The 12737-nt window shown below is 30.6% G+C and carries 11 protein-coding genes; 9 read left to right on the top strand and 2 right to left on the bottom strand.

The window, feature by feature from the left end; translation table 11 throughout:
• Window position 1: 1 nt before the first annotated feature.
• The 7 genes from K7H06_RS10985 to K7H06_RS10955 all read left to right on the top strand — a co-directional run bounded on the left by K7H06_RS10985 (window position 2) and on the right by K7H06_RS10955 (window position 8501).
• On the top strand, window positions 2–949 hold the full coding sequence (locus K7H06_RS10985; protein ID WP_223036094.1) for a hydroxymethylglutaryl-CoA lyase: 948 nt from the start codon (window positions 2–4) through the stop codon (window positions 947–949).
• A gap of 449 nt (window positions 950–1398) precedes the next feature.
• Window positions 1399–2142, top strand: coding sequence for an IclR family transcriptional regulator (locus K7H06_RS10980; RefSeq protein ID WP_223036093.1), 744 nt, complete (start codon window positions 1399–1401; stop codon window positions 2140–2142).
• A gap of 282 nt (window positions 2143–2424) precedes the next feature.
• Window positions 2425–3414, top strand: coding sequence for a LacI family DNA-binding transcriptional regulator (locus K7H06_RS10975; protein WP_223036092.1), 990 nt, complete (start codon window positions 2425–2427; stop codon window positions 3412–3414).
• A 181-nt stretch (window positions 3415–3595) separates the two neighbouring features.
• Complete coding sequence (locus tag K7H06_RS10970; RefSeq protein WP_246637516.1) at window positions 3596–4066, top strand: 5-deoxy-glucuronate isomerase; 471 nt, start codon at window positions 3596–3598, stop codon at window positions 4064–4066.
• A gap of 130 nt (window positions 4067–4196) precedes the next feature.
• The gene (locus K7H06_RS10965) at window positions 4197–5171 is read left to right on the top strand and encodes a hypothetical protein (protein WP_223036091.1); all 975 of its coding nucleotides are present in this window, start codon (window positions 4197–4199) and stop codon (window positions 5169–5171) included.
• Window positions 5168–7483 carry a DUF3160 domain-containing protein gene (locus K7H06_RS10960; RefSeq protein ID WP_223036090.1) on the top strand — a complete coding sequence of 772 codons (2316 nt, stop codon included), beginning with the start codon at window positions 5168–5170 and terminating at the stop codon, window positions 7481–7483. Before K7H06_RS10965 ends, K7H06_RS10960 begins: the two co-directional genes overlap by 4 nt.
• A 1-nt stretch (window position 7484) precedes the next feature.
• Window positions 7485–8501 (top strand): CapA family protein, encoded by a 1017-nt coding sequence (locus K7H06_RS10955; protein ID WP_223036089.1) that lies wholly within the window; start codon window positions 7485–7487, stop codon window positions 8499–8501.
• Window positions 8502–8569: 68 nt separating this feature from the next.
• Here K7H06_RS10955 and K7H06_RS10950 read toward each other — a convergent pair whose 3' ends face one another.
• The gene (locus K7H06_RS10950) at window positions 8570–8977 is read right to left on the bottom strand and encodes a RusA family crossover junction endodeoxyribonuclease (RefSeq protein WP_223036088.1); all 408 of its coding nucleotides are present in this window, start codon (window positions 8975–8977) and stop codon (window positions 8570–8572) included.
• A gap of 126 nt (window positions 8978–9103) precedes the next feature.
• Here K7H06_RS10950 and lepB point away from each other — a divergent pair, with 126 nt between their 5' ends.
• Together lepB and K7H06_RS10940 are read left to right on the top strand one after the other, a co-directional pair.
• Window positions 9104–9634 (top strand): signal peptidase I, encoded by a 531-nt coding sequence (gene lepB, locus K7H06_RS10945; RefSeq protein ID WP_223036087.1) that lies wholly within the window; start codon window positions 9104–9106, stop codon window positions 9632–9634.
• Window positions 9635–9748: 114 nt separating this feature from the next.
• A complete protein-coding gene (locus K7H06_RS10940) occupies window positions 9749–12115 on the top strand; it encodes a Lon protease family protein (RefSeq protein WP_223036086.1) in 2367 nt (788 codons plus the stop codon).
• Between the two features lie 24 nt (window positions 12116–12139).
• Here K7H06_RS10940 and K7H06_RS10935 read toward each other — a convergent pair whose 3' ends face one another.
• Window positions 12140–12718: a TetR/AcrR family transcriptional regulator gene (locus K7H06_RS10935; RefSeq protein WP_223036085.1), complete on the bottom strand. Its 579-nt coding sequence runs from the start codon at window positions 12716–12718 to the stop codon at window positions 12140–12142.
• Between the last annotated feature and the right edge of the window lie 19 nt (window positions 12719–12737).

Here is a 12737-nt window from a genome sequence, read left to right as displayed (position 1 = left end):
TATGAAATATCCAAACGAAGTGATTATTGCAGAGGTAGGACCTAGAGATGGGTTACAGAATGAAAAAACTATTTTACCTCCAGAAGCAAAAGCGAAATTGATTGATCAGGCCATTGAAGCAGGATTTAAAGTGATTGAAATCGGATCTATGGTGCATAGTAAAGCCATTCCTGCATTGGCAGATACTGCTGAAGTATTCAAATTGATTAAAAATAAGGATAAGGCTGAATTAAGGGTATTAGTGCCAAATCTTAAAGGAACAGAGAGAGCGATTGCTGCCGGAATTAAGAAAGTCAAATTAACAGTTTCAGCAAGTGAATCTCATAATATAAGTAATTTTAACCGTACGCCAAAGCAGACTGTTGAAGGATTTAAAGAATGTTATGATTTAGCACATGAAAATGGCTTAGAAGTATCAGGAGCTATTGCCACTTCTTTTGGTTGTCCATTTGAAGGGGAAATTAGTATTGAACAAATTGAGCAAGTTGTTAAAGCTTTTATTGATCTAGGTATTCGAGAAATTTCACTATCAGATACAACGGGAATGGGAAATCCAAAAGAAGTATATACAAAATGTCAGTATTTCAAGGAAAATTATCCTGAAATTATTTGGAATATTCATTTCCATAATACAAGAGGAATGGCATTAGCAAATATCGTAGCGGCAATGGAAGCAGGTATGTCAAGATTTGATGGAGCATTTGGTGGTCTAGGAGGATGCCCATATGCACCAGGCGCTTCAGGTAATGTAGCATCAGAAGATATTATTCATATGCTACACCGTATGGGCATAAATACAGGTATTGACTTAGATAAATCTATTGAAATAGCAAAGGAAGTTAAAATGCTAGTTGGTCATGATGTAGATAGCTATATGCTTAAAGCAGGTAAAGTATCAGATTTAATTAAAGAGAAACCAAAAAAACAAATTAAGATTTGTAATGCGTAAAAGTAACTATAAATTTTGTATATCAAAATATAAAGTTGTTTGATAATGAAAATATTCTTTTGAATAATTACCACGAGTGGTATTGGTAAATATTTTATTAACCATATCACTTGTGGTAAAATGAAGAACAAAGTTTTATAAATCTTAATTTTGGGGGTAAAATATTTATTAGACATATAGAATATGTCCTTACCCTATCTATATAGGTAGATTTTGCATCTTTTGCAACAATTTTTACTTTTCTTGAGATGGAATTTTTGCTAGAATAGACATATGAAAGGGTTAGCACGCTAATGTGGTCTAACTAGTTAAGTATAGAATCTTTCTTCGGAGAGATTTTTATTTTAAGGACAAGTCTTTTTTATAAGGAATCTAAGCTTTAGTTACCAAAGAACATTTAGGTGGAATTTTAAACCTTAAAAAAATATATATCTTATAAGGAGGATTGGATGGGTGAAAAAACAGTTTCAAATAGGTCTTTAGATAGAGCATTAGATATTCTCGAAGCTTTTATCAATAATGAAAATGGAATGACACTTAATGAAATAGCTAATAAAATCAATTTGTCTCCTAGTACTGTTTATCGTCTGGTGATGACATTAAATAACAGGAAGTTTTTAGAGCGAGATAACGAAAGTAAAAAATTCTATTTGGGTAGTCAATTGAATCGGTTGGTTAACTTGAATCACATGGGTGCGAATGAACATTTGAAAAAAATGGCACAACCTTTGATGAAAAAAGTATTTGATAAGTTAAATGAGAACATAGCATTATATATTAGAGATGATGATTGTAAATTGTGTATTGATATGTTTGAGTCTACTCGCTCATTGCGACATGTTATTGACATTGGAGATCGGGTAACTATGGATAAGGGGGCTGTAGGTAAAGTTTTATTAGCATTTCTAGATGATTCTGAAAGGAAAAAATTTGAGATAGAAGGTTGGCCTACAGCAGAAGCTCTTGACAAAGTTAAAGCAAATGGTTATGCATTAAGTGTAGGGGAGCGAGAAGAAGGGTTAATAGGGATTGCAGCACCAATAAGAAATTCTTCTGGAGCAGTGATTGCAGCAGTATCCATGTCAGGACCTTCTATTAGATTTATGGATGAATCAATTTCTGATAAAATAGATATGATTGTATCTCTTGGGAAGGAAATTTCAAAAGCTCTAGGGATGAATATCCAAGAGTAATGAGTTAACAAATTAATGATAATCATTCAAGAAAATAAAGCAACTAAGAGAGTTTTTACTTAGCTGCTTTATTTTTGGATGCAATAAATATAAATTTCACTAAAAAAGGGTACTTTTACTGGCTGTTTGATGATAAAACTCTAAATAAAAGACTTATAATTGGATAAAAAATGGTATTATATAAAATGAGATAGTGGTTTCAAAACGATGAAACGTTTCAAATGGTGAAAAAGAACTTATAGGTAGACTATAGATAATAAGAAGGAAGGTGAAAAAGTCGTAATGGCAACAATAGAAGATGTTGTGAAAAAATCAGGAGTTTCTAGAAGTACTGTGTTTCGGTTCTTGAATGGGAGCAATGTGAGGGAAAATAGCAAAAAGAAAATTATACAAGCTATGGAAGAATTGAACTTCAAAGTGGATGTAATTAATAAACATAAAAATTTTGTAATAGAAATTAGTGTTTGTCATGATTATGATGAGTTTCAAGGATTTTCTCAAATTGTTCAAGGTGTTATAGAAAGAGCAGAAAAATCAGATGTTTTAGTTCAATTGGTGAGAAGAGTAGGAAAACAAATTGATGAGGATTATGCAAAATGGGACTATAAAAACAAAGCAAAAGGTGTTATTATAGTTGGTAAAAATAAAGAGGATGAAGAAAAAGAAGCAAGGTTATTAGCTGAAAATGGGATTCCCCATGTATTTGTCAATAGGGTGCTTTTGGGGAATGATACAAATTTTGTAGGAGTAGATTTAGAAAAGGGAGCTTATGACATAGTAAGTTATTTAATTAAAAAAGGACATAAAAAGATTTTAGCCATAGGAAATCCAAAGGAACTTTATGTAGATGAAAAAAAGTTAAAAGGATATAAAAGAGCTTTACAGGATTATGGGATTAAGATAGATGATAAATTTTTACATGTTATTTCTAGTAAATCAGAATGGGAAGATATTATAAGAAAAGTGCTTAGATCAGAGGATGTGCCTGATGCATATTTTGGACTATGTGATTCTTATTCAGTAAAGTTTATGAGTATTGCTCGTTCTTTAGGATATGAGGTACCCAAAGATATTTCTGTAGTGGGGATGGATGATATAGATTTAGCAAAATATTCATTTCCAACACTTACTTCGGTGAAAGTTCCTTTTAAAAAAATGGGGATAATTGCTGTAGAACAAATGATTCAACTGTTTAATCAAGTATATAGTAATGTAAAGATTATGATAAAGCATGAATTGATAGAGCGAGATTCTGTTGAAGATAGAGTGTAATATAAAACCACATGTTTATGTTGGTTTTTTATATTACACTCTTATTTTGTATACTAAAAAATAAACAGAAGGGAGAGCATATTTGTAAAGGATAATGCGAATAACGAAAATGAAACGATAGCATCATTTAATTGGATAAAACAATAATCTTTAAAATTTTAAATAAAGGGAGGAGAATAAAATGGAAGTTAGATATGGAGTTAGCCCTAGAGAAGCAAAAGGTTATGACACAGAAAAATTAAGAGAAAATTTCTTGATGGATAGTTTATTTATTACAGGAGAGACAAAATTTATATATAGCCATATTGATCGAATTATTGTAGGAAGTGCATGTCCTATAGAACTTCTAAAACTAGAAGGTGGAAAAGAAATCGGTTCAGCATATTTTCTTGAAAGAAGAGAACTTGGAATTATTAATATTGGAGAAACGGGATTTGTCATTGCAGATGGTGAACGGATAGAGCTAAATCCAAGAGATGGATTATATATAGGAAAAGGAATAAAAGAAGTAGTATTTGAGAGTGCGGACAAGTCAAGGCCTGCAAAATTTTACTTAAATAGTGCTCCAGCTCATAAAGCATATCCTATAGTAAAAATTCATATAGAAAAAGCTAATCCAAATGATCTTGGAAGTATAGAACAATCTAAATAAAAGAACAATTTATCAATATATTCATCTAGCAGTGTGCGATTTTTCTATTTTATGGAAATACCAGGATGATTACTTGTAAAATGGTGTTATAATTAAGGAGACAGATATAAAAATATAGTGGAGTGTAGACATGACAGGGAAAAAGAAGCTTATCATATTTTTAATAATAATAATAGGGATTGTTGAATGTTTATCATTTGAACAGGTTGCACTTATCAAAAGTGAAACAATAAAGGCTTCCATCTTTCGTATAAAGTTTTTGGATGATCAAATACTTATGATGAAAAATAAAAATTCAATAAAAATCATTGAAAAAAGTAAAGAAAATATAAAAATCAAAGGATTTGTTAGAAGTAGTAAGAATAAATATATTTTATTTTTATCAGAGGATACATTAAGCCTTTATACTACGGATGAAAAGATTGCAACATATAGTTTAAGAAAGAAAAATAAAAAGATTATAAGCTGTGCTATAGGAGATTTAGATAAGGATCATTTGGATGAAATTCTTTTGATTACAGGAAAAAAAGGTGAAGTTTTTGGAAATGAGTTATTGATACTTTCTTTTGATAGAGGATTTTATGAACTTTTTAGAAAAACTTTTCATCATTTAAATCCATGGAAAGTGCAAATAGCAGATGTAGATGGAGATGGAAAAAAAGAAATATCCATTGGAGTTTATAAACAAACTAGATTTCATCCGGTTATGGCAAAAAGACCCTTTATATATGATTGGAATGAAGGAATTGTACCTAAATGGAGAGGTTCAAGACTATCAAAACCATTTGAGGATTATATATTTGCAGATATTGATGATGACAAAATGGATGAAATTGTTTCAATAGAGATTTTAAAGAATGGGAAAAATACTGTAAATAGCTATAAGTGGAAGGGGTTTGGTTTTGAGGGGATAGGAGAAAATTTATCTTATGACAAGATTTATGAGCTTTTTAAGGATGATGAAAATAATATTTATGCAAGGATAAAAAATAAAGATCAAATTAGGTGGATCAAGCTAACTTATAAGAATGGAGAATGGATAGATGAGAAAATAAAGGCTTATGTTCCTAGTATAAATATAAAAGAAAGGAAGGGAAAAAAATGATTAAGAAAAAATTAGGCGTATTTTTATTATGTTTTGTTTATTTATGTGTAACGATTTTTTCAGCGGTAGGTTGTGCTTCATCTCAGGCTAAAAAAGAGGAACCTACAGTACAAGCAACAAAAGAAAAGGTTATAGAGAAAACAACAGAAGAAATCAAAGAAACAAAAGAAGAAATGCAAACAGAAAATGCTTTATCAGAGATAACTCAAGAAAAATATATTTTAGATGAAACTTTATTCGGACTAGAAGAAAATAGAGAGAATATAAACGTTCCTTTTGTTCCTACAAAAGTAGAGGGAAAGGTAGTACCTTATCAAGTGAGTGATGATTTATCAAATATAGAAAATATAGATCAATTTGGAGAATTTACAGAAAAACAGAAAGAGCTATTAATAAAAAATGGATTTTTTGTAAGTCCAACAAAACAGGAGCAGCTTTTTTACATATATGAAAACAATGAATATAAAAAAATACCTTCTTTTATTACAACAGATTCAGTCCTTCAGGTGTATCATATTTTTTATGATTATTCCTTAAGAAAGTTAGAGCAAGAAAAATTGGTGAGTGTTTTAGAAGAACTTACAGAGAGTATGTTGGATAAGTCTATTTACTTATATGAAAAAATAGAAAATGAAGAAGTGAAAAAGGCACAGCTCAAAAATATTGCTTATTTTGGAGTAGCTTGGTGCACCCTAGGAAAAGAATTGCCAGATACAATTTCAGTAGAGGCACAAGAGTTGATTAATAGAGAAGTTGAACTGATTGATCATATGGAAGGATTTGAAGGTTCAGCTATATTTCCTTTTGAATTAGATTATAGCCAGTATAGACCTAGGGGACATTATACGAGGAGTGAAGATTTAAAGAGATATTTTAAAACGATGATGTGGTATGGGCAAGCCCCTTTCCCTTTCTATATTAAAAAAGATAATAAGATACTAAGAGATGTTGAGCAAACCCTTCAAGCATTACTCATTACTCATAGTTTGCTCCTTGGAAATGATGAAGAAAAAGATATAAATAGATGGGAAAAAGTTTATGATCCTACTGTATTTTATGTAGGAAAGGCAGATGATTTAAGCTTTTATGATTATAAAAAAATTTTTATAAAGGTGTATGGAAATCATGTTGATTTAAATGAGTTAAATGATCAAGAAAAATTAGATGAAGTTTATAAGCTGGCAGATAAGTTGCCAGAACCTGAAATAAAGCAACAATATACAGAAGTGACAACTCCTGTATTAAAGCAGTTTAGATTTATGGGGCAAAGATATATTCCAGATTCAGAAATTTTACAAGCATTAGTAGAGCCATTAGAGAGGCCTATTCCTTCAGGACTAGATGTAATGGGGGTATTAGGATCAGAAAGAGCATATAATTTGCAGATCAATACTTATTATGAAAATAAAAAATGGCCAGGATATATAGATGCTTTTAAGAAAATGAGAGAAAAATTCAAAAAGGTAGATGATAAAAAGTGGCAATCTAATATGTATTATGGATGGTTGTGGACATTAAAAGGATTATTAAAGCCAATAGACGAAGGGTATCCATCCTTTATGATGAATGATGCATGGTTAGATAAATCTTTAAGTACAGCTATGGGGAGTTGGGCGGAATTAAAACATGATACGATTCTTTATGGAAAACAAAGTGGAGCTGAGTGTGGAGGCGGAGAAGAACCTCCACAAGTAAAAGGGTATGTGGAACCTAGTATTGAAGTTTATGAAAAATTATTGTGGCTTACAAAATACTCAAGAGAAAATTTAAAAGAAAAAGAGATTCTTACTGGAGATATAGAAAGTAAAATGCAAACCTTTGAAGACTTATTAAATTTCTTAATCAATTGTTCTATAAAGGAACTTAATAATGAGGTATTGACAGAAGAAGAAAATTATCAACTTTTAACCTATGGAGGACTTTTAGAATATCTAACAAGTTCCTTTGCTGAGGGTGCAGCTAGATGGTTTGAAATCACATCAGAGACAGATAAAAATATGGCAGTGATTGCAGATATTCATACTGTAGCACCAAATAAGTTTAGTGCTGGAGGATATTTTGAAGTAGGTGTAGGACCTGCATATGAAATGTATGTAGTGGTTCCTATTAATGGCAAATTGTATATGACAAGAGGAGCTGCTTTTAGTTATTATGAGTTTTTAGAAGAAAATAAAAGGCTTACAGATGAAGAGTGGCAGAAGATGATTAAAGAAAATCAAGTACCTTCTCAGAAAAGTTTTATGAAAAGCTTCATAGAAGGAGGAAAAGAGGAGGTTCCTGAACCTGCAGAGCCATATAGTTCAGGCTGTTAAGATGAAAAAGATTTATGTAAAAGGGATAATTTCCTTTATTATAATAATGCTGTTTATGGGGACTATGGAACAAAATCAAGTACACTTGATTTTTGTAGGGGATATTCTTCTTGATCGGGGAGTTCGAAAGGTATTGAATGAAAAAGGATATAATTATCCTTATATGGATGTAAAAGACATTTTAAAAAAGGGAGATATATCCTTTGGAAATTTGGAAAACCCAATAACCCAAAGAGGAGTACCTGCCTACAAAAGAAAAGATTTAATTTTTAGAGGGGATATAAAGAATACAAAAGCTTTAAAGGAAGCTGGCTTTGATATATTAAATCTAGCGAACAATCATGCTATGGATTATAAAAGTATAGGAATAATGGATACAATAGATTTGTTAGAGAAAGAAAAGATAAAACCATTAGGGTTTTCAGATCCTCGTAAGACAGAAAATATTGTGGTTATGAAAAGAAAGGGAATACGCTTTGGCTATTTAGGATATAGTATTTTTCCTCCTGAAGGATATATATACTCCAAAGAACGTGAAGATATTCTAAGAGTGAATATGAAGACAATAGGAGAGACTATAAGGAAAGCTAAGAAAATGTGTGATTATTTAATTATTTCTTTTCATTGGGGAAATGAATATGAATTTTACCCAAGTGATTATCAAAAAAATTTAGCTCATATAGCAATTGATCAGGGTGCAAATCTTGTGATTGGACATCATTCTCATGTGCTTCAGGGGGTAGAGCGGTATAAGAATAAACTCATTTTTTATAGTTTGGGAAATTTTATATTTGATAGGCAGATGAATAAAGGTACAGATGAGACGATTATGGTAGATGTAACTGTAGAAAAGGATCAATGTAAGGGAGTAAGGCTTATTCCAATAAAAATCAAGAATTGTCAACCCAATATAGCCAAAGAAAAAAATGGAGAATACATTTTAAAAAGACTTAAAATGTATTCTCGAGGATTAATAGATGAAATAGAAATAAGAAATGGATTAGGATACATAAAGTGAACTGCTTAAGCAAAATAGAATATGAGAGATTCTATCTCATATAAATCACAAACTTTCAATTATAAGGGTTACTTTATAGGATCAATAGAGTAGTTTACCTTATATTTACTAGCTTCATATAATTCTATTTCGATTCTAGGATTTTCTTTATCAATATAATCAAATAATAGAACAGGTTTTAGCTGTTTATCATTTTCGATAATGCCACTTTTTTCAATACCATCACAAATACTTTTAGGATAATTATGTAAATCTCCCATTCTCCTGTCTGGAAAATAAAGATTGATAATAGTGATAATACTTCCCTTTAAAGGAGGCCCATCGTATTGCTGGTTAATGAAGCCAGCAATTTTATTTTCATAAGCAATATACTTACTATGTTTACCTTGTCTTGGCATCCAAACCTGTCCATGGACATTTTTCAGTTTGAAATTGGACTTGGTGATAGGTTTACCGGGTACAGAAATTTTTATCATTTTTACACCTCCAAAGGATATTCTAACATAGATCTTGCATATAATAAATTAAGGAGGCATGATTAAGTTATAAGAAAGTTAAAATATGGAAAAAATGAACAAAAAGGGTTATTAGGATGTGATGAGATGTTAGAACAGGTGTTTAAGTGGTTAAAGTGTATATTGATTGTTGTTGTGATGACTATTTTAGTAGAAAGATTTGCTTTTGGATTTACAATTGTACAAGGGTTGTCTATGCAGCCAACACTTAAAAATGATGATAAACTATTCATCAACAAGATTGTATATCTATTTACACCCCCCCACCATGGAGATATTGTTATTTTTCATCCGCCTATTGATGAGCGAAAAGATGAATTGTTTATTAAACGAGTGATTGCTGTAGAAGGAGATTGTTTTCAAGTAAGGGAAGGCAAGTTATATATTAACGATCAATGGATAGAAGAACCATATATTTATCATGAGGATTATCAGGATAGATTATATAGTATAACGAGCGGCATTGTACCAAAGGATATGGTATTTGTTATGGGGGATAATAGAAATGATAGCAATGATAGTAGATGTTTTGGTTTTGTACCTAAAAAGAGTATAGAGGGAAAAGCTGATTTTAGGATATGGCCTTTAGATACAGTACATGCTTTTTCTTCTCAATGATGGATAGAGACAAGTGAGTCTCTTTTTTTTTTGTTTTTACAAAAATAGATGGAGAGATGGACAAGATTTATGAATAAAATAGATTAAAGAAGGATAGGAAGGAAGGGGGATGTCATGAGTAAATACAAAGAACTTTCCTATAAGCAATTAAAGAAAATATATAATTCTAATCATTTTAAATTTAAATCTACAGAAGAATTAGCATCTGCTGAGGGGATTATAGGGCAAGACAGAGCTGCTAAGGCCATGGAATTTGGATTACGTGTAAAAAATTCAAAATATAATATATTTGTTGTGGGGATAAAGGGAACTGGAAAAAAAAGTTATGCAAAAAAAATAGTAGAAAAAAATGCAAAAACAGAAAATATACCAGATGATTGGTGTTATGTTTATAATTTTGATGAACCAAGTCGACCGATTTCTTTAAATGTACCTCCTGGAATGGGAAAAATATTTTGTGAGGATATGGATGAACTAGTGGATGAGCTTTTAGAAGATATTCCAAAAGCATTTGCTGATGAGGCTTATGAACGGGAGAAGACAGAAGTCATTAAAAAATATCAGGAAGAAAGAAATGATTTGTTAGAAGAGCTAACAGAGTATTGTTTAGAAAATGGTTTTGCAATAAAAAATACCAATAAAGGTTTTGCTCTGTCACCCCTTATTGATGGGAAGGCAATCGGGGACAAAGAATATGAAGAACTAGATGAAGAACAAAAAAAAGAAATTGAAAAAAGAGCAGAAGATGTAGAAATAAAAGCATTAGAATTATTGAGAAAAATAAAAACTATTGAATATAAAGCAAAGAGAAAGATTGCTCAACTAGATAGTGAACTGGCAAGGGAGACCATAAAACCTTTTATGGATACGCTACTTGATAAATATAAAGATCATGAAAAAGCAATAAAATATTTAAAAAATGTAGGGGAGGATATTACAGAGAATATATATGATTTTGATAGAGGAGAAGATGAACAAGAGAATATATTAGAAGAAAGTTTTCTTAAAAAATATAAAGTAAATTTATTTGTAGATAATAGTAGCAATTTGGGTGCACCTGTGATTATGGAATATAATCCAAATTATCAGAGTCTTACAGGAAAGATTGAATATGAAAATGAACAAGGATCATTAAAAACAGATTTTACTATGATTAAGCCGGGTGCTATTCATAAAGCAAATGGTGGATATTTAATACTGCAAGCAAAGCCGGTTCTTACGAATATTAAATCTTGGGATACCTTAAAAATGGTAATAGAGACGGGTGAAGTAAAAGTAGAAGGGCTTAGAACTAATTTGGGAATTGTAGATATTGCTTCATTAAAGCCTGAATCTATACCAGTAAATTTAAAGGTAATACTTATTGGAAATCCATATATATATAATCTTCTTTATCATTATGATGAGGATTTTGAAAAATTATTTAAAATAAAAGTGGATTTTGATTCGGTAATGGATGCAGCATTAGAAAATGAGATAAAAATGACTCATTTTATAAGTTTTTTTTGTAACAAAGAGGGATTGAAGCATTTAGATGTAAGTGGTGTTACCAAGTTGTTAGAATATAGTCATCGTATTGCAGGAAATCAAAAGAAACTTACTACACGATTTAACAAATTGGTTGAAGTATTAATCGAAGCAGATGCTTGGGCGAACATGGATCAAAGTACATTGATTCAAGAAAGACATGTGAAAAAAGCGTATATAGAAAAAATATATAGAAACAATAAAATAGAAGAGAGAATAGAGGAAATGTATAAAAATGGTAAAATACTATTTGATTTGAAAGGAAAAAAAGTAGGAAGGATTCATGGATTAGCTGTTATCGACTTAGGCGATTATTCTTTTGGAAAACCTTCTGTTATTACTGCTACTACTTTTGCAGGGAATAAAGGGGTTGTAAATATTGAAAGAGAAGTTGATATGAGCGGAAGTATTCATAATAAAGGGGTAATGATTTTAGAAGGATATTTAAGTGAAAAATTTGCTCAAGAACATTCATTAAGTTTAACAGGTAAAATTTGTTTTGAGCAAAATTATAGTGGGATAGATGGAGATAGTGCATCAAGTACAGAACTTTATGCATTACTATCTAGTTTAAGTGAAATTCCAATAAGTCAATACATTGCTGTAACAGGCTCTGTAAATCAAAAAGGTGAAATACAACCAGTTGGAGGAGTAACGGAGAAGATTGAGGGGTTCTTTTCATTATGTAAATATTATGGACTTACAGGAGATCAAGGGATCATGATGCCTTATCAAAATGTAGAGGATTTAGTTCTTTGTGATGAAGTAGTAGATGCTGTAAAGGAAGGGAAATTCCATATTTATTCCATTTCTACAATTGAAGAAGGAATGGAAATATTAACAAATCAACCTTTCAAAAAAGTTTGCGAAGGAGTTAGAAGGAAGCTAGCTAAATATATGAATGTAGAAAGAAATGAAGGAAAAAGTAGGGAAGGTAGGTTTTTTAGAAGGTAGATAAAAAATAGGTGGGATTTCCACCTATTTTTTTATACCGTTAAATAATAAATCATGTAGTTCTTCCATATTTATTTCTTCTGAAAAATTATCTTTTATAAATATTTTACTTACAAGCATATGATGAACACTGCCCATAAAGGTTAGTGCAGCTGTATAAGGATGTATTTTTCTAAAAATACCTTCATTGATGCCCTCTTGAATTAAATTTGCAAAGAAATCAATTTGTTTCTTTCTTCTTGTTTTCATGATTTTGTGAACTTCTAAACCAATACTATAGGCTTCTCGCATAAATATTTGTGCCAAATCACCATGATTTGTCATAGTTTCTTCTTCAAGAAGAATATAGCGTTTAAATTTATCCATAATTGTTTTTTCTTTTTCCATGGATTGGGTTAGATTTTCATAATAAAGATCTGCATAATATTTCATCATTTCTATAAATAATTGTTTTTTACTATCAAAATATTCATAAATAGTACCTTTGCCAACACCAGCTTCAACGGCTATTTCACTAACCTTTGCTTTATGAAATCCATCTCTACAAAATATTTTCATAGCTGCTTGGATAATAAATTGTTTTTTTGCTTTTATTTTTTCCATTTCAAACCTCCAATGTAGT

The sequence above is a fragment of the Crassaminicella profunda genome (assembly GCF_019884785.1).
Lineage (GTDB): Bacteria > Bacillota > Clostridia > Peptostreptococcales > Thermotaleaceae > Crassaminicella > Crassaminicella profunda.
This window is presented reverse-complemented; position numbering and strand designations above follow the sequence as displayed.